This window comes from Natrinema longum (assembly GCF_017352095.1).
GTDB classification, from domain to species: domain Archaea; phylum Halobacteriota; class Halobacteria; order Halobacteriales; family Natrialbaceae; genus Natrinema; species Natrinema longum.
Window position 1 is genome coordinate 1,289,553 of record NZ_CP071463.1, and the last position, 22,863, is coordinate 1,312,415.

The following is a 22,863-nucleotide window of genomic DNA, read 5'->3' on the forward strand; positions in this document are numbered from 1 at the left end:
CCCCCTGTGACAGCCACGGCTGCGGGGGAGCGTTCATCGACACGTCTACGATGGCGCTGCCGGTTCGACGCCGAGCGTATTGCTCGCGTGCGCGAAAACAAGACTCGAGTACCGGCGACTCCCAGTGGCTCGAGTCGAAGAAACGGAGCGGCGGTGAAAAGCGAGTGAGCGTCAGTCGGCCTGTACGGCTTCGGCCGATTCGTCTTCGCGGTAGTGTTCCGCGATGAGGTCCTCGTCGATGCGGTTGAGCGCCTCTTTGGGCAGGTCCGAGAGCAGGTCCCAGCCGACCTCAAGCGTGTCGTCGATCGAGCGGTTGGTGTCGTACCCCTGCTGGACGAACTCCGCCTCGAAGCGGTCGGCGAAGTCGAGGAACTTGTTGTCCCGCTCGGACAGCGCTTCGCGACCGACGATGTTCACGAGGTCACGCAGGTCCTCACCCTCCGCGTAGGCGGCGTACATCTGGTCGGAGACGTCGCCGTGGTCCTCGCGGGTCAGGCCCTCGCCGATCCCGTCGTCCATCAGCCGCGAGAGGCTGGGCAGGACGTTGACCGGCGGCTCGATCCCCTGACTGTTGAGGTCCCGATCCATCATGATCTGGCCCTCGGTAATGTACCCGGTCAGGTCCGGAATCGGGTGCGTGTCGTCGTCGCCGGGCATCGTCAGGATCGGAATCTGCGTGACCGAGCCTTCCTTGCCCTCGATTCGACCGGCGCGCTCGTAGAGCTGTGCCAGGTCGGTGTACATGTAACCGGGGTAGCCACGGCGGCCCGGGACCTCCTCGCGTGCGGCACCGATCTCGCGCAGTGCCTCACAGTAGTTGGTCATGTCCGTCAGGATGACCAGCACGTGGTAGTCCTTCTCGAAGGCCAGATACTCGGCCGTGGTGAGCGCGAGTCGCGGCGTGACCTGTCGCTCGACTGCGGGGTCGTCCGCGAGGTTCATGAAGACGACCGAGCGCTCGAGCGCGCCCGTCCGTTCGAAGTCGTCCATGAACTCGTTTGCCTCCTCGGCGGTGATTCCCATCGCACCGAAGATGACTGCGAACTCCGAGCCCTCGCCGGACTCGTCCTCTTCGGGGACGGTCGCCTGACGGGCGATCTGGAGTGCGAGTTCGTTGTGTGGAAGCCCCGAGCCGGAGAAGATCGGGAGCTTCTGCCCCCGAACCAGCGTGTTCATGCCGTCGATGGCGGAGACGCCGGTCTGGATGAACTCCTCTGGGTACTCACGCGAATAGGGGTTGATCGCCTTGCCGACGATATCCTGTCGTTTGTCGGGGACGATCTCCGGACCGCCGTCGATCGGGTTGCCGGAGCCGTCGAGCACCCGTCCGAGCAGATCCTCGGTGACGGGCATCTTCATCGTCTCGCCCAGGAAGCGAACGGAGGCGTTGCGGTCGATCCCGCCCGTGCCTTCGAACACCTGGATCGAGACGATTCCTTCGCTCGATTCCAGCACCTGGCCGCGCAGCGTTCGCCCGTCCTCGGTCTCGATCTCGACGATTTCGTCGTAACCGACCGGCTCGTCGACCTCGGCGAACACCAGCGGACCGCTGATTTCCGTGATAGTCTGGTACTCTTTCATCGTTAGTACAGTGCTCGTAGTTGTTCTTTGAGGTCGTTCTCGATCTCGTCGATGAACTCCTCCCACTCCTCGGCCGTGCCCATCCGGTTGAGCTGTGGCGCAGCGTCGACGTCCGTGATCTCCTCGGGTGGCACACCGGCGTCGAGTGCCTCGAAGGCCTCGTCGTTGAACGTCTGGATCGCGCCGAGCATCCGGTAGGTCTTCTCGGGTTCGCAGTAGGTGTCGACGTCGTGGAGCGCGTTTTGCTGGAGCCACGCCTCACGCAGGTAGCGTGCGACCTCGAGGGTCAGCTGCTGGTCCTCCGGCAGCGCGTCCTTGCCGACGAGTTGGACGATCTCTTGGAGCTCGTCCTCCTCGTCGAGTACGTCGACCGCCCACTGGCGGGTCTCCGCCCAGTCGCCGGCGACGTTGCTCTCCCACCACGGGTCGAGCTGGTCCTTGTACAGCGAGTAGGACTCGTTCCAGTTGATCGAGGGGAAGTGCCGACGTTCCGCGAGGTCGGCGTCCAGCGCCCAGAACGTCTTGACGATACGCAGCGTGTTCTGGGTAACCGGCTCGGAGAAGTCACCGCCCGGCGGCGAGACCGCTCCGACGACCGAAATCGACCCTTCGCCGCCGTTGATCAGCTGGAACTTGCCGGCGCGCTCGTAGAACTCGGAGAGCGCGGCAGCCAGATACGCGGGGTAGCCCTCTTCGCCGGGCATCTCCTCGAGTCGACTCGAGATCTCCCGCATGGCCTCGGCCCACCGCGAGGTGGAGTCGGCCATCAGCGCGACGTCGTAGCCCATGTCACGGTAGTACTCCGCGATCGTGATGCCCGTGTAGATACAGGATTCGCGGGCCGCGACGGGCATGTTCGACGTGTTGGCGATGAGGCAGGTCCGGGCCATCAGCGGGTTCCCGGTCTGTGGGTCCGGCAGTTCCGGGAAGTCCTCGATGACTTCCGTCATCTCGTTGCCGCGCTCGCCACAGCCGATGTAGACGACGATGTCCGCGTCGGACCACTTGGCGAGTTGCTGCTGGGTGACGGTCTTCCCGGATCCGAACGGACCGGGAATCGCCGCCGTTCCGCCTTTCGCGAGCGGGAAGAGGCCGTCCTGGACGCGCTGGCCCGTTACCAGCGGCTCGGTCGGCGTCTCCTTGTCACCGGCGGGGCGGGCCTCTCGGACCGGCCACTCCTGGTGCATCTGGATCTCTTCGCCGCTCGAGAGTTCGGCCACCGTCTCCTCGACGGTGAACTCGCCGCTCTCGATCGCGGTGACTTCACCGCCCTCGTAGTCCGGGGGCACCATGACCTTGTGGTCGATGGTGACGGTCTCTTCGACGACACCGACGGCGTCGCCGGGTTCGACCGCGTCGCCTTCCTCGACGGTGGGTTCGAACTCCCACTTCTTCTCGAGGTCGATTCCGGGGGCGTCGACCCCGCGGTCGAGGAACGCCGTCCCCATCTTGTCCTCGAGGACGTCCAGTGGCCGCTGGACGCCGTCGTAGATGGAGTCCATCATGCCCGGTCCGAGGTCGACGCTCAAGGGTTCGCCCGTGTTCTGGACGGGTTCGCCCGGGCCGACGCCGGAGGTTTCCTCGTAGACCTGAATCGTGGTCAGGTTCCCTTCGATCTCGATGACCTCGCCCATCAGTCCTTCGTCGCCGACGTAGACGACGTCGTTCATCCGGGCGTCGAGGTCCGTGGCGGTCACGACGGGACCGCTCACGCTTTCGATTACACCGTCTTCGTCGACGGATTCGATGTCTTCTGCCTGGCTCATAGTTTAGCTGTCTTCGTCCTCGTCCATCAGGTCGATCCCGATCGCGCGTTTGATCTGGTCGCGCAGCCCGCCGCCTCCCGTACCGCTGCCGATCGTGACGACGACCGGCTCGACGCTCGTTTCGACTTCCTGGCGAACGTTTCGCGACAGGTGCTCGAGGTCGTCGTCGTGCATGACGACGATCCCGACGCCCTCGTCTTCGAGGGCTGCCGTTGCAGCGTCGTCCAGCCGTTCGTCCTTCTCGTCGTCCGGGACGTTCTCGAACCGGCGGACGCCAGCGAGGCGGAAGCCGGTCGTAAACTCCGGACTGCCAACGACCGCGATTTCCTGGCTCATAGGATCACCAGCTCCTCTTCGATCTCGGTTTCGTCGAGTCCGACCTCGCGACCCCGCGCGATGGCGCGGATGTTCTCGACCTCGCGTTCCTTCCCGAGAACGAACGACAGAACGGGTGAGATCGAGGTCGGATACACGCTCGAAAGCAGATCCGCGTACTCGAGCAACGCAGCGTCAAGTGCGTGCTCGAACTGTATAAGGCTGTCAGCATCCCGCAGTCGGTCGAGCGCCCCCGAGAGGCGGTCGCCGTAGCGTTTGTTCTCGGCGATGTGATCGACGAGGGCGTCGTAGTCACCGACCAACCGGTTCAGATCCGACTCGTCGAACAACACGCCGCCCTCGATGTAGTAGGCCGCGGGATCGAGATCCGAACCGCTTCGCGCGAGACGCAACGCGTTCCGGGCGTTCCGGAAGTCGATCTCGGCCTCGAGGAACTCGACGTACTTCGCTTCCGGCCCCTCCTGGGGCCGGCCGAGATCCGCGAGCAAGTTCTCGTAGAACGCCCGATCGAGCGCGTTCTCGAGGGGGACGAGCGCGCCACTCTCTTCGTACTCTTCGAAGGCGACCTCGAGGTGCTCGGCGAAGATCGTCCCATCGAGCAGTTCGATGACGTCCTCGATCGAGTCGACCTCGACCAACCGATCGATCGTCCCGTCGTCGAGTTCGCCGGCGCGAATGAGATCCGTCCGGATCTCTTCGGGGTCGGTATCCGTGTAGATACCACGGATGATCGTCTTCAGGTTCCAGACGTCGAACTTCCGGAGGTACCGAACGATGCGGTCGTAGAGTTTCCCCTCCGACCACTCGAGCAAGTCGTCGAAGTGCTTCGCGAGGTTGCGGTTGAGCGCGTACTCGATCAGGTCGACGCCCGAGAACCGCGTCCCGAGTTCGTTGATCTCGCGCTCGTACTCCGTCTCCTCCATGAACCGCGCGATCTCGCTCGGCCCCATCCGGATCAGCTTTCGGTAATCCTCGTCGGACAACATCGCCGCTCGACGCGAGCGAACGCGAGCGTTCACGTACTCCGGATTCGAGGCACCCGTACTCATTGCTCGAAGAGTCTGTTGCTGATTTCCTGGAGGTTGTCTTCCCATACGTCCTCGAGCACCGAGTCGAACGTGTTGTTGACGCGGACACGGGACTGGTCGCTCTCGACGACGACGCCGCCGAGACAATCGTACTCGCCGGCGTACTCGTAGCCGTCGTACTCCTCGAGGATCGATTCGAGCAACTCCGCGTCGTCGCTGCGGCCGTAGACGGTGACGTCGTCGCCCTCGTCGAACTCGACCGTCGCCGCCTCGAGCAGGTCACGAGTGAGGGATTCGCGGGTGTCTCCCTCGAGGGCAGCGAGTTCGTCCTCGACCGCGTCACGGACCTCCGCGAGGGCGTCGCGGCGTGCCTCCAGTCGTTTCTGTTTCGCCTCCAGCTTCGCGCTGGAGAGTCGCTGTTCGCGCAACTGCTCGATCTCGCTCTCGACCTCGGCTTCGGCGTCGGCGATGATCTCGTCGGCGTCCTCTCGGGCGGCTGACTCGATCTCTTCGGCGCGCGTTTCGCCCTCACTGCGGATATCCTCCGCACGCGCGTGAGCCTCTTCTCGAATGTCCTCAACGACTGTGTCCAGACTCATTGTAAGAAAGTTCGATGGGGACGCTTTAGACGAAGAGCGCGACCAGTGCGAAGATCACGAGCGTCTCGGGCAGGACCGTCAGGAGAATCCCGATACCCGGCGAGATGGAGTCCTCGGCGAGTGCCCCGACGACCGACGCACCGATCGCTCGCTCCGCATAGCCCGCGCCGATAGCTGCGAGACCGATACCGATCGCCGCAGCCCCTCCCTGCTCGAGCATCGGGCCACCGCCACCCTGCTGCAGTACGACGTTCTCTGCGAAACTGTTCAGTGCAAATGCGACCTCGGGTAGAGTTTCGATTGTCATGATTGAGTTTCCTCGTGGTTTTGCAACCGGACAGGTGGTACTACTCCCCAGCGTGTTCTTAAAACTTCCCAAACTAAACCGCCGATTTCACCGGCGTAGCCGTTAATACTCGCTATCCAGAGGTATTACCCTTTCGATGAAGGTCCCGGAATGCGTGCCTGATTACCACGCGCAACGAGTCCGGGGCATGGTGGCCGACGACGTCAGTCGTCGTCGGATCGAATCCCACCGAAGGGTTCGAACGTCCGGCCACCGCCCTCGTAGAACCGATTGAAGAACTCGACGTACTCGAGACGGATCCCCTGCAGGCCGGCACTCGTAATGCCGAGCAGGAGGACGACGATGTGACCCACGACGAGGATGACCACGCCGAGGATGGCCATCACGAGACCGCCGTGGAGCAGGCCGCCGAACATGACCTCGGACACTTCGTGACCGTGGTAGGTCCCCTGTTCGAGCATGTACTGGGGCGCGTGGCTGGTACCGAAGTGCCACTCCGCGCCGTGATCGGTCTCGACGACGTACACCCCGAAGAAGAGCATGTTGACGACGAACGCCATGCCCGCCTTCGCCAGGATGACCGCCGCAATCCGCAGGTACGAGAGCACGTCTCCGAGGACGTTGAAGCTCTCGAGCCCGCCGATGATGATGCCAAGGACGCCGTAGTGTTTGACTTCGCCGTAGACCATCGTCACGAATCCGATCGCGGCGATCGGGAGGCCGGCGTAGAGTCCGACCTCCGTCGCGAAGCCGGTGAAGCCGAGTTCGAACGCCGCCTCGGAGCCGGTCCCGAACGAGGTGTACAGGAAGTCCGGCTTGACGCCCTCACCGTGGCGACTGAAGATCCAGACCCAGACGCCGACCATGAGCAGCGCCCACGAGCCGTTCTCGAGGAACGCGTCGGTGACGCCGTGATCGAGATCGTTGAAGAAGCCGAAGGCGTACCCGAGGGTAAGGTGGGCCAGTCCGATCAGGACGCTCACCATCAGCCACGTCTGTCCGTAGTTCGCGTACACGGGCTGGAGACCCTTGTGCAACGGCGGGCTGCCACCGAAGACGACTTCTCCCAGGAAGTGCATCCCGAAGAACTCGCCGTAGAGGACGCCGAACAGCATCGTGAACCCACCGGCCCACATGCCGATCGCACCCAGACTTCGGATGATGTCCTCGTCAAATCGGCTGTACATGAGGAAGCCGACGGCCGTGTAGATCATCCCGTAGCCGAGGTCGCCCAACATGAAGCCGTAGAACGCCGGGAACGTCAACAGCAGGACGATCGTCGGGTCGAGTTCGCTGTACTTGGGTCGATCGATCAACCGGAGCAGGAACTCGAACGGCTTCGCAGGGCCGGTGTTGTCCTGGATGACCGGCGGTTCGTCGACCATCGTCACGACGTCGCCGCTGGCAGCGGTCGTACCGCCGTCGGCGATCGCCTCTTGCGTCGCGGCCTCCCGTTCTTCCGCCTCGGTCGTTTCCTCGGCACCGCCGGAGCCGCCGTGGTCGACGTCTTCCGTCCGCGTCGGATACCCTTCGTCGTTGTAGTCGGCGCGGACGAGTTCTTCGACCTCGACGCTGTCGCCGACTGCATCGTTCAGCGTCGCGACGAGCCGGTCGTACTCCTCGGTCGGGAGCCAGCCCTCCGCGACGAACGCGTGGTCGGTCGTCGCGAACTGCAGCGGCGCTTCCGCCTGCTGGACCTCGATCGTCAGCTCCTCCTCGACTCGCAGGAGGAAGGCCGCTTCCTCCTGTTTGATCTCCGCGAGCTCCGCGTCGATCTCCTCGAGTTGGGACTCGAGGTCCCGCTTTCGGCTCTCGAGGTCCGCGACGTAGTCCTCGGGACTCTGTTCGGTGTCGGGCACTTCATAGCGGGTGAACTCGACGCCGACCAGGGCGTCGTCGATCGGCTCCTCGTCGGCTCCCTGGGCGGGCGCGGCCACGATAGCCACGACGTCGCCACCGGTGAACGTCTCGAACGCCCGAACGTCGTCGGACGCGTCGACGGCCGCCTCGACTTCCTCGAGGGGGCCCTCACCGACGAGCACATCGACCGTCTCGTACCCCGACAGCAGGTCGAGGTCGATACCGAGTTCCGCAAAGGGTGCCACGCGGTCGATCTTCTCGTCGACCTGCCGCAGTTCGTCGTTGATCTCCACGCGGCGGTCGTCGAGGTCGTTGATCCGCGTTCGGATCTCCTCGAGCCGGTCTTCCCAGCCCTCCTCGAGCGTCCCCGGATCGGCCTCGTCGGCCGATAGCTCGAGGGTACTCTCGAGGGCGCGGACGGTCACCAGCTTCTCGGATGCGTCGTCGGCACCCGTCATCGGGTTGCCGTTGTCGAATCCGTCCCAAGAGCCGTCGTAGTCCGAGAGGTGGACGAGACTCAGCTCGTGGACCGCCTCGATGACCGTAGGCATGACGCGCCTGGAACCGGTCACCGAGACCTTGCTCATACGCTCAGGTCTGAGCATGGACGTCCTCCTGGAACAGGTCGACGACGTGGTCGGTCACGTCGCCGACCCGTTTCCGGGCGCGCTCGGCGAGTTGCTCACGCTCCTGTTCGCCTGCTTCGAGGACCTGCTCGCACTCCGCATCGATCTCCTCGCGAGCCTCCTCCAGGCGGCGCTCTTTGAGCTCCCTGGCCTCCTGTTCCGCTTCCGTGCGAATCTCCTCGGCACGTTCCCGGGCCTCGGCTATCCGCTCGTCGCGGTCGTTGTCTGCCAATGCGACGATCTCGTCGGCCTCTTCCTCCGCCGACTTAATTCGTTCGAGAACCTCTGGCCTCGGCATATTCTAAGCAGTCGGACGTTTGCTAGAGCGCGTATATGGTAGTTGCGAAAGTGACTCAGCGCGATCCGAGCCCGAACGGACGATAATTGCGTTTTACTTCCCCCTCACAGCGCCGGGAACGGCAGACATATGCCGATCCGATCGAAACGCTTCACTAATGGGACTTCTCGAGAACAAGGCCCGTGCTCGACTGTTCTATAAGTACCTTTCACGGGTCTACGATCAGGTGAACCCGTTCATCTGGACCGAGGACATGCGCACCGCGGCGCTTTCGTTGCTCGACATCGAGGACGACATGACGGTCCTCGACGTCGGCTGTGGCACCGGCTTCGCCACCGAGGGACTGCTCGAGCACGTCGACGAGGTCTACGCGCTCGACCAGAGCGAACATCAACTCGAACAGGCCTACGAGAAGTTCGGCAAACGGGCACCGCCGGTTCACTTCCACCGCGGCGACGCCGAACGGCTGCCGTTCGCGACGGACACGTTCGACGTCGTCTGGTCGTCGGGTTCGATCGAGTACTGGCCGACCCCGATCCTCGCGCTGCGGGAATTCCGTCGCGTGCTCAAACCCGGCGGCCAGGTGCTCGTCGTCGGCCCGAACTATCCCGACAACGTCGTCAGCCAACTCCTGGCCGACTCGATCATGCTCTTTTACGACGAGTACGAGGCCGACGAGATGTTCAAAACCGCCGGCTTCGAGGACGTGAAACACGCGTTCATGGGTCCGTCCTACGACCCCGACGTCGCGATCACGACGATCGGGCGCGCACCCGAGTGACGGCCCGGAGCCGAGCGGACCTCATCGGACCGTCGTCTCGAGTTCGGCGATCCGGCGGCCATCGACGTCGAGCGAGACGGTGATCGAATCGTCCGTCTCGGGCGTCGGGGAGTTCGTCTCGGCGACGGACACGCTGGCCCGTTCTCCCGCCGTCCACTCCGGATCGGCTTCCCGATTGAACGGGCCCCCAGGTGAGCCATCGAACCCGCTCGCGCCGACGAACGGGACGGGGGGCTGTTCGGTGAGCTCCGTCCCGTTTATCGCGATCGTCACCGAGAGTGCCTCGACGTCGACGGACTCACCGGCGACGTGCTCGATCGTGATCGAGGAGCGGTCGCCGTCGGCCGAGAGTTCGAACGCCGCCGTCGGACCGGGAGCCTCGAGTGACCATGCACCGACGCCGACCGCGACCACCGTCGCCAGGCAGACGGTAATTGCGAGCAACGCGAGGACGCCGACGAGCGGGCTCACCGCACGTGGCGCGCTCGAAGTGGGGCGTCGTCGGGGACGGAACCGCTTTGGGATCACGTATCGCTCTGGCCGCTCCTTCGCGTATAAATGACAGTCCACTCTGACGTGGAACAACACGTTCCCGGGTCGAAGCCGAATCGTGACTCCGTCCGGACACCGAATTAGGACGTGATCGTCGCGTTGACGGTCCCGTTTGCAGTCCGTGCCGTCAGCTCTGATTGGCCGATGGTTGGAACGATCCACAGCGACCCGTCCTCGTCGGTTTTCCCGATTTCGATCCCGTCAATGATGATGGTTGCCTGCTCGGGTTCGCCGGTCGCCTGGTCGGTCACCGTCACTTCGATCGGACTGTTAACGTTCTCCGCCGGCGGCGTCTCGTTGATCGACAGCTCGAGCCCGTCACTGGACCCCGTCGTCTCTTCCGTTACGGGGAGCGATTGTGCGGTCAGTTCCTGTGTCTCGCGATAGACGTTTCCGGTCTGGCTGTTGAAGTAGAAATCGAGCCGGCCCTGATCGTGTCCCGTCTCGGCCCAGTAGTGGTCCGGACTGTTGTCCTGGAAGTGGGGACCGTCTTCGGTCGCCCACGGATAGAGCTCACCGGTGTAATCGTAGGCGTCGCTGTGTTGCAGCCGTTCCGAGTCCGTTCCGTCCCGGTTATCGAACCGAGCCGTTTCGACGAGGTACTGATCCCCGTCCATCATCCCGAGGCTGTACCCCGTCTGTGAAGCCGAGACGGTCACGCCGAGTCCGCTCCCACGCGTCGGGCGATCGGTGAGTGCTTCGAGGTTCTCTCGGAGCGGCGTTCGGTGGTACTCCAGGGCCTTGTAGTCGGAGTAGTCAGCCGGCAGCGAATATCCGGAAACCCGGCTTGCGTGCCCCTCGAGGTCCCGGAGGGTATCGGCCAGCATCGCCGCCTCCTTGTGGTTTCGCAGCAACGTCTGGAGGAGTTCGTTCGTCGATTGCTCGCCGGCTGCGTATGCTCGGACTGCCTCGCGCTCGCGTTGCTCGAGTTCGTCGGCCCGTTCGTTGATACGCTCGTAGGCCTGCTGGACCATCGCTGCTTGCTGCTCAGTGGTTGCATCGTCGAACTCGTCGTCGACGAGCGTGTACTGCTCGTGGTCGAGCCTGAGTTCGTCGTCGGCACTCGCGAAAACCAGCCCGAGGCCGCTCCCGTAGTCGGTGTGCTCGCTTCTGACGTCACCGGTCAAGGGGAGACGGTTGGTCGTGTTCTCGGCCTCGACCGGGGCCGTTTCATACGGGAGTTCCTGCTGGAGGGCCGCCGCCGATCCGTCGACGCGCTCGCCGTCAGGGGCCGCTGCGACGACGGTCATCGCAGGCAGCGAGAGGACGAGGAGGAACGCGAGGAGGGCAGGCATCGCGTTGTTCATCGCCACACCGTATGGCCTCCTGATACAAAAACTGGTCGTCTATCGGTCAGGCCCGGAGACGCCCACTACAGACCCGATTGCGACATGTTACGCCGTTCAGGCGCGCTAGAAGGGGTTTATTTTCGATGGAAAGTGTTTTTTCCCCGTGGAAACCACCCAATTGGTACACATGCGGATGTCCACCGCCGCCGCACTCGCCCTCACAGTCCTCCTCGCTACGTCCAGTCTGGGGGCAGTGACCGCCGCCACACCGTCGACGCCTGCGTCGACGACTGGTGAGCGGTCCCCGCCGACGTCTCCCTCCCCAGCCTTAGCCCTCGAGCAGCCAGAGTCGGTATCGGCCCTCCAATCGTCCTCACCGCCCCTCGAGAGTCCCGAGACGCGGCAGGTGATCCGGGTTCGCATCACCGACGATGGCGATGCGGAATGGTATATCGAAAGCCGGTTCCTCGTGACCGACGACTCCGAGGCCGAAACCTTCCACGAGTACGCCGACGCGGTCATGGCGGGCCAGCGGGACCCACAGTACGATCCGCGAGTGTTCGACCGGTACGCGAGCCGCGTTGCCGACTCGAACAGCCGCGAGATGAGCGTCGAGAACGCCGGCTGGGACGAGGCACGGATCGACCCCCTCGAGACCGACGAAGAACCGGCCACGAACGGCGACGATGTCCGAATTGGTGTCCTTTCGTATTCGTTCACCTGGACGAACTTCGGAACCGTCGACGGGGATCGGATTCGCGTCGGCGACAGCTTCCAGACGACCGAGGGACTCCTGTTCGAGTCGTTAGCCAGTTGGCAACGGCTCGTCATCGAACCCCCGGAGAACTACGGCTTCGTCGACGCGCCGACAGGAACCGAAAATAGCGCGCTCGTCTGGAATGGCCCCCATCACTTCGAGGAGGACGGCCTCGAGATCACGCTCCTTCAGGGGGCTGGCCCGAACTCGCCGAGTTCGAATACGACCGTGCTGATCGCTGCGCTTCTCGGAGTCGTCGCCCTCATCGGGGCTGGCGGCTACGTCCTCGCGAGGCGACAGACCGACGGCGACCGGGAGGGGGCGACCGATCCGCTGGCGTCGCTCGCAACCACCGGGCCACTCGGGCTGTTGAAGCGACTCGATCCCCGCGAACGTGACGGGAACGGTTCCGATGGGACCACGACCCACGGCGATGGGAGCGCCGAACCGGTCGCCAACGCGGCGGTCGACTCGCCCGCAGCCGCCGATACCGACGGCGGATCGGGCACCCACCTCGAGTTCGAGGAATCGGTCGACGACGAAATCGACCCCGAACTGTTAAGCGACGAGGAACGCGTCCTTCGATTGCTCAAACGAAACGGCGGTCGGATGAAACAGGCCTCAATCGTCACGGAGACCGGCTGGTCGAACGCCAAGGTCTCACAGCTCCTCTCGAAGATGGACGACGACGACGAGATCGAGAAGCTCCGGATCGGCCGGGAAAACCTCATCACGCTGCCGGGCGTCGATCCGACCGAGGTGGAGTGATCGTCTCGGTCCGGGACGGTCGATCCGCCGGCAGGCTCAGTTCTCGCTGGTCTCCGACCCGTCCTCGATGCTGGACGAGTCGTCCGCGTCCGGGTTGTACTGGATGTCCCTGCCGACGGAGTCGTAGATGTCGTCCCAGTCTTTGTCCTCGTCCATCAGGAAGACCTCGACGGCCAACGAGCCCGCACCGAACTCTTCGATACCGGCCGGTCGAACGTCGATGTGGAACGTCCCGTTCTCTTCCATGCGAACCTCATCCGTTCGCTCGATTAGCTTCTGTTCGTCCTCGTTGATCTTGACGAAGAAGTACGGCTCACCCTCCACGTCACCGTGTTCTGGCGGATCGACGTCCTCCATGCTGGTGTTGGCAACGACCTCGAGGTTGAAGTTCGAGTAGCCGTCGCCACTCGCTGCGGGTTCTTTGTCGACGAACTCGACGGATTCGATTCGATCCTCGCGTTCGTCTTCTATCGGACGGTTCGGTTCCTCGGGCGGGGACCACTCCGCATCCGCGGTGTCATCTCCGTCGTCCGTGCCGTTCTCGGTTCCGTCATCCGTGTCGTTCTCGGTCCCGTTCGATTCGATGTCGTCGCTGGTGTCGTCGGAGCCGTTCGCTTCCGACTCGGTTTCGTTCACTGGCTCCGAATCGGACTCGGTCGCTGGGTCAGCCGTCTGAGAGCCACCGAGAGCACTACACCCGGAGAGGGCGACGAGCAGTGCAACCGCGACGACTGCTAGGTTCGGGATTTCATCGTAGCCGCTCATTTCGGGACACCCGCCATTATTACAACCCGGATAAGCGGCACCGACTCGCTCGGCGATGAACGGGACACGAGAGTTTTGAGACGGCCATATTCGGGGGGTTGCACGCTGTGGGACGATCGTTATAGCGTGTACAACCGATTCGAATCCGGTCCGCTCGCGGTCCTACCTAGCGGTGTCCGCTCGACGACCTGCCACGTGGACCTTTTTCTCGTCAGGTTCACTGCGTTCACCCTCCTCGAAAAATCTCCACCAAAAAACCCCTCACTCGCTTCGCTCGCTCGCGGTACTCACGCTAACGGCGTCCGCTCGACGACCTGCCACGTGGACCTTTTTCTCGTCAGGTTCACTGCGTTCACCCTCCTCGAAAAATCTCCACCAAAAAACCCCTCACTCGCTTCGCTCGCTCGCGGTACTCACGCTAACGGCGTCCGCTCGACGACCTGTCCGTCGTAGGTCGGATACTGCTCGACGATCTCGCCGTCCTCGAGGTCGCCGTCCTCGATCATCTCCTCTAAGAGCCACCAGGCGACCTCGACGTGGTCTGGTTTGACGGTATAGAACTCCTCGGGGACGCCCAGCGCCTCGAACTCCGCGGGGTCGGCGCGGGTCTTGCCGTAGACGAGGGTCCCGTCGTCGGTGACGTCGTCGAACTCGCGGCGGATGTTGCGGGCCATGCGTTTGAGGCGGCGACGATGCTGGGCCGCGTCCTTGAACACGGACGTACAGAAGTAGACCTTCTCGTGGTCGCCCATCACGTCGAGGATCTCCTCGCGGGAGCCGTCGACGGCGCTCATGTGGTCTTCCTTGAGTTCGTACCCCTGTTCCTGCATCCGGCGGTAGTTCCCGTCGCTCATCTCGAACTCGTTGACGTTACAGAACTCGGCCGCGCCCTCGTCGATGAGTTCGAGGAACTCCTCTTCGGGGCGGATACCGGGGATTTCGAACGCGGGGGTGAGCCCTTCTTCGCGGGCGATATAGAGGATCTCCTCCCATTCTGTGCCGTGGAGATCGCCCCACTGTTCGTAGGGTGGGTGGAACCTGATCTCGTCGAGCCCGGCCTCGGCGAGCCGTCGCATGTTCTCCCGGCCGCCGGTGATACCGGTGTAGAGGTGGGTGTGATGGTCCTCGCCGAACTCGTCTTTGAGTAACTCGAGGTAGTGACAGGTCCGACCGAGCGCCTCCTGGGGCTCGCCGCCGGTGATCGACGTACCCAGCGCGTCCATCCGGTGGGCCTCGGTGAGCACGTCCTCGTCGGTTTCGACGAGTCGCTCGTTGGCGTAGACGTCGGTGACGTTCTTGCGGTTCTCCCCGAGCGGGCAGTAAAAGCAGTCGCGCTGGTCGCAGTAGCCATAGACGAACAGCACCATCTTGCCACCTTTCGCACACTGCTCACAGCCCTTCGAGATCATTCGACGGAACGTAGCCACCCGAGCCTCAAAAGCCGTACGAAACTGCAGTGGACTGGATCGTGTCGACACCTCGTTTCTGGCCACACGTTATTATACGATGGGGACGGAAGGGAGAATAGCCGATGTCAGCGAGGATCCACGTCCTGTGTGTCGACGACGATCCGAGCGTTCGCGACTTCCTCGCGACCGCCCTCGAGCGAACGAACGACGAGTTCGACGTAACGACCGCTGACAGCGGGCGTGCGGGGCTCGCGATCCTCGACGACGTCGATATCGACTGTCTCATCAGCGACTACGAGATGCCCGGAATGAACGGACTCGAGTTCTTCGAGGCCGTCCGCGACCGCGATCCGGACGTCCCGTTTCTCCTGGTTACGGGCGCTGATCCGGGGGAAATCGCACGCAAGGCGATCGACGCCGGCGTGACCGACTACCTGCGAAAGGGAACTGCCACCGCCCAGTATACGGTCCTCGCACATCGAATCGAGAACGCCGTCGAGAAACGCCGTGTGGAAGCCCGTCGAGCGGCGGTCGATCGGCAACTCGAGCGGTACCGGTCGATCGTCGAGAACGCTGCCGACCCGATCTGTCTCTTCGATCGGAACGGGACGATCACGATGGTAAACGACGCGGCGGTCGACTGGCTGGGGGACGACCGAGAGCGACTGCTCGGGTCGACTATCGAGACGTTTCTCGCCGACGAAACGGCCGCGGGTGCGAGCGATGCGCCGGACCCAGTGACCACAGCAGCGCCCCCGGAGAGATCACGCTTCGAGTGTACGTTCGAAACCGAGGATGGACGACGGGCCGGCGAGATGAGTGTCGCACCGCTGGAGATCGACGACGAGCCCGCCGGCTCCATCGGCATCGTTCGGGAACTCACACGCCACGGGGAACGACGCCGCGAACGCTACCGGGACGAGACGATCCTCGAGACCGCACCGTTCGGGCTGTTCGTGCTCGATGCGGACGGGACCATCGTCTGGCTGAACGACGAATATCTGTCCGAATTCGAGGAGTCCGAAGACGAACTCCTGGGGATGGCGTTTCCGACGCTCATCGAACGCGGATACTATCGCGAGTCGACGATCGATCAGTACATCGAGGCCGTCCGTCAGCTCCTCTCCGCGGACACCGACGGGAAAGCCACGTACAAGGTTCGCTTTCGTCGACCCGACGGCGACGAACGGATCTACGACGTCCATACGAAATTGCTTCCGCTCGAGGACGGCGAGTTCGCCGGAACCGTCCACGCGTTCCGCGATATCACCCGACAGGAGCGCTATCGACGCGAACTCGAGCGCCAGAACGACCGGCTCGAACAGTTCGCCAGCCTCGTCAGCCACGACCTCCGAAACCCGCTGAACGTCGCACAGGGTCATCTCGATCCCCTTGAGGAACAACTCGACAGTCGACACGTCGACGAATTGCAGTGGTCGCTGTCGCGGATGGCGGAACTCGTCGACGGGCTGTTGCAGTTGGCCCGGCAGGGCAAAACGATCGGCGAGCGGGAATGGCTCCCGCTTGCCGGAGTGGCCCGCGACGCGTGGTCGACCGTCGACACCGGCGATGCTCGTCTCGAGATCGACGGCGAGATGCGAGTGTACGGCGACGACGCTCGACTTCGGACGCTGTTCGAGAACTTGTTTCGGAATTCGGTCAAGCATGGAACCGACGAGACGGAGCCGCTGGTCGTCACCGTCGGTCCGCTCGCGGCTGATGGGGAGTCGACCGGCGACGAGACGAGCCGACACGGGTTCTCCGTCGAGGACACGGGCGTGGGGCTGCCGGCCGATACGGACTCGCTGTTCGAGTTCGGCTATACGACGAAGCCGGACGGGACCGGCTTCGGGTTGGCGATCGTCGCGGAAATCGCCGAGGCTCACGGCTGGTCGGTCACGGCTCGGAACGGATCGGCCGGCGGTGCTCGGTTCGAGATCACGAACGTGACGACGTCCGACGCCGACGTCGGATCGATACCCGACGAGTCCGACGCCGGGACGGACGGCTCCGGCTGATTCCGACTGCTATCGACGCCGTTTCGGCGTCCCAGAAGAGAAAAATACCGCGGCGTACAACTACGACCCGATGCTGTTGGTCCTCTGTGTCGATCTCGACGACGATCTCGGCCGGAAGACCGGTTTCTCGACGCCGGTTATCGGCCGCGCTCCAGTCGAGGAGGCAGCGGTCGCACTCGCCACCGCGGATCCGGAGGACTCCGACGTCAACGTCATCTTTCAGGGATTGCACGTCTACGACGATCTCGCCGACCGCGACGAGAACGTCGAAGTCGCCGTCGTCACCGGCAACGATCAGGGCGACGTCAGCGCCAACCGGGAAGTCGGCGACGAAGTCGACACCGTCCTCGCGAGCCTCTCGACCGCGGAAGACGTCACGACCCTCGTCGTCACGGACGGCGCACAGGACGAGTCCGTCATCCCGATCATCCGTTCGCGTGTCCCCATCGACGGCGTTCGGCGGGTCGTCGTCCGGCAGGCACAGGACCTCGAGTCGATGTACTACACGATCAAGCAGGTGTTAGACGATCCCGAGACGCGCGGGACGGTCCTCATCCCGCTCGGCATTCTCCTGTTGATCTATCCGCTCGCGCTGATCGGGACCGTCCTGGACATGCCGGGGTTCGTACTGGGCATGACGTCCGCGCTGCTTGGCTTCTATCTCATCTCGCGCGGACTCGGCCTCGGCGACCGGCTGGACACCGCCGTCGAACGCGCCCGCCGCTCGCTGTATGCCGGCCGAACGACGCTGCTGGCGTACGTCGTCGCCGCGGCGCTGTTCGTCCTCGGCGGCGTCAGCGGGGTCGACACGCTCGAGGGAGTCCAACGATCGACCGCCGGCGATCTCGAGGTCCCGGTCATGCTCGCCGCACTGGTCAACGGCTCGATTCTCTGGCTGGCCGCGGCGGGGCTGACGACCAGCCTTGGACAGATCACCGACGAATACATCGCCGGCTCGCTGGAGTGGCGATACCTCAACGCCCCCTTCTACGTGCTCTCGATCGCGATCGTCCTCTATGCGGTGAGTGCGTTCTTCCTCGAGGAGGTGGGCATCACCTATCTCGCGACGGCACTGACGGCAGGGACGCTGCTCGGAATTATGAGTACGCTGACCTTCGCCGTCGCAGAATCGTGGTTCGGCGATCCGGAGCGCGAAGAGGGGACGCGGGCCGAACGCGTCTGACGGGGACCCGATCCCCGCGCACCCGACGGCGGTGCGCGCCGATTTCGGGGGCGAGTCGCCGCTTATCGCTCGCGTTCGACGACGAATTCCGCGAGATCGAGCAAATACTGTCGGGCCTCGGGATCGGCGACTTCGACTCGATCCAGGGCGTCGATCGCTCGGTCGGCTTCCCGCCGGGCGTGAGCGTTGGCCTCCTCGGGCGTGAGATCCGTCACCTGAACGACCGACGGGCGCTCGAGTGCTGCGTCGTTGCCGGTCGGTTTGCCCAGTTCCTCGGGATCGGCGACGGCATCGAGCACGTCGTCCCTGATCTGGAAGGCGATCCCGACTCGTTCGGCGTACTCGCCCAGCGCCTCGACGGTGACGGGATCGGAGTCGGCCGCGATCGCCCCGAGTTCCGCCGCCGCCCGGAACAGCGCCCCGGTCTTGCGGCGCGCCAGGGTCATGTACTCTTCCTCGTTGGTCGGCTCGGCGGACAGTTCGGTCGCCTCGCCGATGCCGAGTTCGACCATCGCTTCGGCGACGACGCGGGTCGCGTTCGGATCGGCCGAAAACAGGGCGAACGCCTCTCCGAGCAGCCCATCGCTGGTGATGATCGCCGGGCCATGACCGAACTCGGCCCAGGCGCTGGTCGTCCCGCGTCGCAGCTCCGAGCGGTCGATGATGTCGTCGACGACCAGCGAGGCCGCGTGAACGAGTTCGATCCCGACGCCGAACTCGACTGCGTCCTCGGCCCGTCCGCCGACGGTCTCACAGGCCAATAACGTCACCATCGGTCGGACGCGCTTCCCGCCCGAGAGCGCGACGTGGCGAACCTCTTGGCTGAGTGTCTCGGGTTCGACCCCCTCGACGACCTCGACGAGACGCTCCTCGATCAGCGCCCGTCGGCGCTCCAGCAGTTCCATCACCCGCGCTTAGGACGGCGGTGAAAAGTACGTGACGGTTCGACCGTCGACTCGGTCTTACTCGTCGTCGAACCGAGTGAAGGAAAACTCGTCGTCCGACGACCCGTCAGCGTCCGTGTCGTCGGCCTCCGACCCGGACTCGATTCCCGTCTCGGCCGCCCCGTCGTCGGCATCGCTTCCGTCTTCCGCGTCGGTCACGCCCCTCGTGGCCTCCGTCGATGCTCGGTCGTCCGGTTCGGACTCGGTTATAGTCTTGGCCACCGAATCGGGATTCCCATCACGGTGCTCAACCATGTCGTCGCCGTCGATATCCGTTTCCTCGAACTCGAAGGACATCTCGTGGTCGGATTCGTACTCGTCGACGGAGACGTCTTCCGCTCGGTCGGTTTCGAAGTGATCGAGCGTCTCGCTCAGGTGTGCGGCCTGATCGGCGAGTGAACTCGCACTCTCCGACACCTCCGAAAGGGCGGAGGTCTGCTCTTCGGCAGCCGCCGCGACGCGCTGGGATTCGGCCGCGGTCGCTTCGGAGATGTTCGTCGCCGACGAGACCATGGCGACGACCTCCTGCGTCGAGGCCGCTTGTTCCTCTGTCGCCGCGGAAATCTCCTGGACGCCGTCGTTGGTCCGATCGGCGTAGTGGGAAATCTCGTCGAGCGCCTCCGCGGCGTTTTCGACGGAGCCGACGTGCTCCGAGATCCGCTCTGCGGTGCGCTGGACCTCGGTCACCGTTTCAGTCGTCTGTTCGTCGATCCGCTCTAACCGCTGTTCGATGTCCTCAGCGGTCGATTTCGTGTCCGCGGCCAACTCTTTGACCTGCGTAGCGACGGCACCGAACCCGGAGCCGTCCTCGCCGCTGTCGCCCCGCGAGGCTTCGATGTTCGCGTTCAGGGCGAGCATGTTCGTCTCGCGGGCGACGTCGGAGATGAACTCGACGAGTTCGTCGACCTGTGCCATCTCCTCTTCGAGGTCCTGGATCGCATCGACGGCATCGGTCGACTCCGATTCGATCACGTGCATCCCGTCGATCGCTTCCTGTGCCGCTTGGCGACCCAGCCGTCCAGTTTCGGCCGTCTGCTCCGCGAGGTCGGCGACGTTGTTCGAGGAGGCCGCGATCTCCTCAGTCGTCGTCGACAGGTCGCTCATCTCCTGGTTGACCGACTGCAGGTTCTGGTTCTGGCGGTCCGCACCGTCCGAAATCGACTGAATCGACTCGGAAACCTGCTGTGACGCCGAACGAACCTCCTCGGAACTGGCAGTCACCTGTTCGCTGGCCGCCGCCACCTCGTCGGCGAAGGCCTTGACGTTGGCCGTCGTCTCCTCGAGTTCCACGAGCATCTCGTTGAACGCGACCGCGATATCGGTCATCGCATCGCTCTCGCTCTCGGGGTCGAGCCGCTGGGTTAGATCTCCGTCGGCACACTCGTCCATCACGTTGCTGAACTCCTCGGCTTTCATCTCGAGGTGGTGGTTCATCGATTCGGTCTCCTCGCGGGCCGCTTCCGCCTCCTCACGGGCGACCTCGGCCGCCTCGATCTGGTTTCGCAACGAGGCGCGCATACTGTCGAAGCCATCGTACAGCCGGCCGATCTCGTCGACGCGGTTCGTCTCGAGATCGACGTCGAGGTTGCCTTCTTCCATCTCGGCCGTCCGGTCGCGGAGCCGAGTCAGCGGGACGACGGTCTGCCGTCCGAGGACGCCGCCGACGACTCCGAGGGCGATCAGACTCGCAAGCACCATCGTGATGACGTTGGTCTCGACATCGTTCGCGACGCCGTAGGCTTGCTCCGTCGGGACGCTCGTGACGGCGACCCACTGAGTGTTGCCCACGGGGACGTACGCTCGGACGACATCACCGTCCTGGGTGCGAGTCATCCGGCCGCCGAGGGCAGCCTCGACCGCATCGTTGTCGGCCGCGTCAGCGTCGAGCGACGCCGACTCGGCCTTGAAGACTGTCGCGCCGTCGCCGCCGATGATGGCCGTCGAGGCGGACGTGTTCTCCTCGTGGAGTTGGTCGACCTGATACTCGAGGGTGCCGATGATGACGACGGCCCGATCTTCGCGGTCGGTGACCGGACTGGCGAAGGCCATCACCTGATCCTCGAGGGTCGGTGACTGGTAGGACGACTGGGAGTGCCAGACGGACTCGTCGAGTCCGAGGTTGTCCTCGAAGCCGTCTGCGGCCCACGGTTCCGACAGCTCGGCGAACGATTCGCCGCGGTAGGCCGCGTTCGTGCTCGTGACGATCTCGTTGTTCTCGGTGTCGACGTAGTGGATCGCACGGACGTCGACATCCATCCGGGCCTGCTCTTCGACGAGTTTGCCCTGAACTGCTTGCGGATCGCCCTCGCGAAGGACCGACGAATCGGACGCCGTCCGGGTCTGGACGCGCATCGACTCGACCCAGTTACTGATCGTATCCGCATGCGTTTCGGCGGTCGATTCGAGCTGTTCGTTCGAGTCCGTCCGGACCGTCTGATCGATCTGGACGTAGCTGACCGCCCCGACGCTCCCGATCACGAGCACGACCGCAAGGATCGAGACCACGAACTTCAGGAGGTACCGCCGCCTGATGAACGACGGAACCAGCGATGCGAGCGACACCATTATGGACTCACCCGGTCTATTTCGGCGATTCCGCCGGAAGAACTTTCGTCGAACTCCCAGTACTGGATGACGCCGTCGGTCACGTCGCCGTTCTCGTCGAAGGTAACCGAGCCGGACGCCCCCTGATACGTGACGGCATCGCCCTCGGCCGCGAGTTCGATTCCCTCCGCGAGGTTGTTCGGGGTGATCTCCTTCCCGTCTCCGGTCGTGACAACCGGCATGGCGCTGCCGATCGCTTGGCCGTCGTTTTGCCCAGCGTAGGCGTTCGCGAGCAGCAAGACGGCGCTCGCGTCGTACGCCTGGGGCGTGAAGATGCCCGGTTCGGTGTCGTACTCGCCCTCGAATAGCTCCGTGAACGTCTGGTTACCCGGCCCGTCGACCAGCGGTGCGGTGCCGCGGATGCCGTCGAGCGAGTAATCGATCTCGTCGTGGAGGGCCCCATCTTGCATCCCGTCGGTAACGAGGATGTCCTCCGGGGCGTCGCCACCGAGGTCAGTGAGTACCTGGCCGCCGGTCTCCGGATAGCCGATCACGAGCAACAGGTCGGGATCGTCCGTCCTGGCCCGCTCGATGGCCGCGTCGTAGGAGTTCGAGTCGCCTTTCAGCGGGACCTGTGACGTGACCGTGCCCCCGTGTGTGCGCTGGAACGACCGCGTGAACGCCTGGCTCAACTGCCAGCCGTAGTCGTTGTTCTCGTAGAGGATCGCGGCGTTGTCGTGGCCGAGATCGTTTGTCGCCTGCTGGGCCAGAACGATCGCCTGCAGCCGGTCCGACAGTGCGGTCCGGAAGACGAGACCGGCGTCGTTGAGCGACGTGATCGTCGGCGACGTCGCGCTGGGCGAACAGCAGACGGTCCGGTACGGAATGAGTACCTGCTGTGTCGCCTGCAGCGTCACGTCGGCCGCCGCCGGACCGTTGACCATCGGATACTCCTCGACGAGCGTGAAAGCGCTTTGAACACCCGCGGACGGGGACGTTTCCGTGTCGACGACATTGTAATCCATGTCGAGCGATACGTCGTCTCGTACTTGTTTGATCGGGAGTTCTGCGGCGTCTCGCATCGGTTTCCCGAGCGACTCGAGATTGCCGCTCAGCGGTTGCATGATACCGAGTTTGAGCGTCCGGTCGGTACCACCAACGTCGGTCTCCGACTCGGAATCGTTCGAATCGAGTCCGGGTACCGAACTGAGACAGCCGGCAAGACTGCCGAGACCAGCGGTACAGAGACCAGACAGCAGCGTTCGTCGATTCGATCGTCTGGGCATACTTCTGAATCTAACTCATGGTATATAACGATACTGTCTGCAAAACCGAACAGTTAGCTGGCTATCAATGAACGGCGATATCACCGGTCGAGAAACCGGGGTCACCGCCAGTAGTCGGACGGTGACACTCCCGACCGGGAACTGATCGTATGGCGTGGACCGCCCG

19 protein-coding genes are annotated in these 22,863 nt (G+C 63.9%); 4 read left to right on the forward strand and 15 right to left on the reverse strand.

Features of this window, described 5'->3' with window-relative positions:
* Nucleotides 1-171: 171 nt before the first annotated feature.
* The 8 genes from J0X27_RS06420 to ahaH all read right to left on the reverse strand — a co-directional run bounded on the left by J0X27_RS06420 (nt 172) and on the right by ahaH (nt 8,401).
* The gene (locus tag J0X27_RS06420) at nt 172-1,581 is read right to left on the reverse strand and encodes an ATP synthase subunit B (RefSeq protein WP_207271563.1); all 1,410 of its coding nucleotides are present in this window, start codon (nt 1,579-1,581) and stop codon (nt 172-174) included.
* Nucleotides 1,582-1,583: 2 nt separating this feature from the next.
* The gene (locus J0X27_RS06425) at nt 1,584-3,347 is read right to left on the reverse strand and encodes an ATP synthase subunit A (protein WP_207271564.1); all 1,764 of its coding nucleotides are present in this window, start codon (nt 3,345-3,347) and stop codon (nt 1,584-1,586) included.
* A 3-nt stretch (nt 3,348-3,350) separates the two neighbouring features.
* The gene (locus J0X27_RS06430; RefSeq protein WP_207271565.1) at nt 3,351-3,683 is read right to left on the reverse strand and encodes a V-type ATP synthase subunit F; all 333 of its coding nucleotides are present in this window, start codon (nt 3,681-3,683) and stop codon (nt 3,351-3,353) included.
* A complete protein-coding gene (locus J0X27_RS06435) occupies nt 3,680-4,732 on the reverse strand; it encodes a V-type ATP synthase subunit C (protein ID WP_207271566.1) in 1,053 nt (350 codons plus the stop codon). Before J0X27_RS06435 ends, J0X27_RS06430 begins: the two co-directional genes overlap by 4 nt.
* Nucleotides 4,729-5,310, reverse strand: coding sequence for a V-type ATP synthase subunit E (locus tag J0X27_RS06440; protein ID WP_207271567.1), 582 nt, complete (start codon nt 5,308-5,310; stop codon nt 4,729-4,731). Before J0X27_RS06440 ends, J0X27_RS06435 begins: the two co-directional genes overlap by 4 nt.
* A gap of 25 nt (nt 5,311-5,335) precedes the next feature.
* Nucleotides 5,336-5,617 (reverse strand): hypothetical protein, encoded by a 282-nt coding sequence (locus tag J0X27_RS06445; RefSeq protein WP_097381425.1) that lies wholly within the window; start codon nt 5,615-5,617, stop codon nt 5,336-5,338.
* Nucleotides 5,618-5,820: 203 nt separating this feature from the next.
* Nucleotides 5,821-8,028: a V-type ATP synthase subunit I gene (locus J0X27_RS06450; protein WP_207272043.1), complete on the reverse strand. Its 2,208-nt coding sequence runs from the start codon at nt 8,026-8,028 to the stop codon at nt 5,821-5,823.
* Nucleotides 8,029-8,068: 40 nt separating this feature from the next.
* On the reverse strand, nt 8,069-8,401 hold the full coding sequence (gene ahaH / locus J0X27_RS06455; RefSeq protein WP_207271568.1) for an ATP synthase archaeal subunit H: 333 nt from the start codon (nt 8,399-8,401) through the stop codon (nt 8,069-8,071).
* A 157-nt stretch (nt 8,402-8,558) separates the two neighbouring features.
* Between ahaH and J0X27_RS06460 the strand changes: the two genes are divergently transcribed.
* On the forward strand, nt 8,559-9,182 hold the full coding sequence (locus J0X27_RS06460; protein WP_207271569.1) for a methyltransferase domain-containing protein: 624 nt from the start codon (nt 8,559-8,561) through the stop codon (nt 9,180-9,182).
* Between the two features lie 21 nt (nt 9,183-9,203).
* Here the strand turns inward: J0X27_RS06460 and J0X27_RS06465 are convergent, their stop codons facing one another.
* Both J0X27_RS06465 and J0X27_RS06470 read right to left on the reverse strand, forming a co-directional pair.
* Complete coding sequence (locus tag J0X27_RS06465) at nt 9,204-9,653, reverse strand: type IV pilin N-terminal domain-containing protein (protein ID WP_207271570.1); 450 nt, start codon at nt 9,651-9,653, stop codon at nt 9,204-9,206.
* A 161-nt stretch (nt 9,654-9,814) separates the two neighbouring features.
* On the reverse strand, nt 9,815-11,041 hold the full coding sequence (locus tag J0X27_RS06470) for a DUF7096 domain-containing protein (RefSeq protein WP_207272044.1): 1,227 nt from the start codon (nt 11,039-11,041) through the stop codon (nt 9,815-9,817).
* A gap of 169 nt (nt 11,042-11,210) precedes the next feature.
* Between J0X27_RS06470 and J0X27_RS06475 the strand changes: the two genes are divergently transcribed.
* Nucleotides 11,211-12,548, forward strand: a complete 1,338-nt coding sequence (locus J0X27_RS06475; protein ID WP_207271571.1) for a helix-turn-helix transcriptional regulator — start codon at nt 11,211-11,213, stop codon at nt 12,546-12,548.
* Nucleotides 12,549-12,584: 36 nt separating this feature from the next.
* Here J0X27_RS06475 and J0X27_RS06480 read toward each other — a convergent pair whose 3' ends face one another.
* Nucleotides 12,585-13,313, reverse strand: coding sequence for a hypothetical protein (locus J0X27_RS06480; protein ID WP_207271572.1), 729 nt, complete (start codon nt 13,311-13,313; stop codon nt 12,585-12,587).
* Between the two features lie 413 nt (nt 13,314-13,726).
* The gene (locus J0X27_RS06485; protein WP_207271573.1) at nt 13,727-14,722 is read right to left on the reverse strand and encodes a radical SAM protein; all 996 of its coding nucleotides are present in this window, start codon (nt 14,720-14,722) and stop codon (nt 13,727-13,729) included.
* 122 nt (nt 14,723-14,844) lie between these two features.
* Between J0X27_RS06485 and J0X27_RS06490 the strand changes: the two genes are divergently transcribed.
* Both J0X27_RS06490 and J0X27_RS06495 read left to right on the forward strand, forming a co-directional pair.
* Nucleotides 14,845-16,740, forward strand: a complete 1,896-nt coding sequence (locus J0X27_RS06490) for a hybrid sensor histidine kinase/response regulator (RefSeq protein ID WP_207271574.1) — start codon at nt 14,845-14,847, stop codon at nt 16,738-16,740.
* Between the two features lie 70 nt (nt 16,741-16,810).
* A complete protein-coding gene (locus J0X27_RS06495; protein ID WP_207271575.1) occupies nt 16,811-17,923 on the forward strand; it encodes a DUF373 family protein in 1,113 nt (370 codons plus the stop codon).
* Between the two features lie 62 nt (nt 17,924-17,985).
* On the opposite strand, the gene J0X27_RS06500 is transcribed toward J0X27_RS06495, so the two are convergent.
* The 3 genes from J0X27_RS06500 to J0X27_RS06510 are packed head-to-tail and all read right to left on the reverse strand — an operon-like array spanning nt 17,986 to nt 22,697.
* The gene (locus tag J0X27_RS06500) at nt 17,986-18,828 is read right to left on the reverse strand and encodes a polyprenyl synthetase family protein (RefSeq protein ID WP_207271576.1); all 843 of its coding nucleotides are present in this window, start codon (nt 18,826-18,828) and stop codon (nt 17,986-17,988) included.
* Between the two features lie 57 nt (nt 18,829-18,885).
* Nucleotides 18,886-21,432 (reverse strand): methyl-accepting chemotaxis protein, encoded by a 2,547-nt coding sequence (locus tag J0X27_RS06505; protein ID WP_207271577.1) that lies wholly within the window; start codon nt 21,430-21,432, stop codon nt 18,886-18,888.
* Entirely contained in the window at nt 21,432-22,697 is a 1,266-nt protein-coding gene (locus tag J0X27_RS06510) for an ABC transporter substrate-binding protein (protein ID WP_207271578.1), read from the reverse strand. The genes J0X27_RS06505 and J0X27_RS06510 overlap by 1 nt, the downstream gene beginning before the upstream one ends.
* Nucleotides 22,698-22,863: the final 166 nt, after the last annotated feature.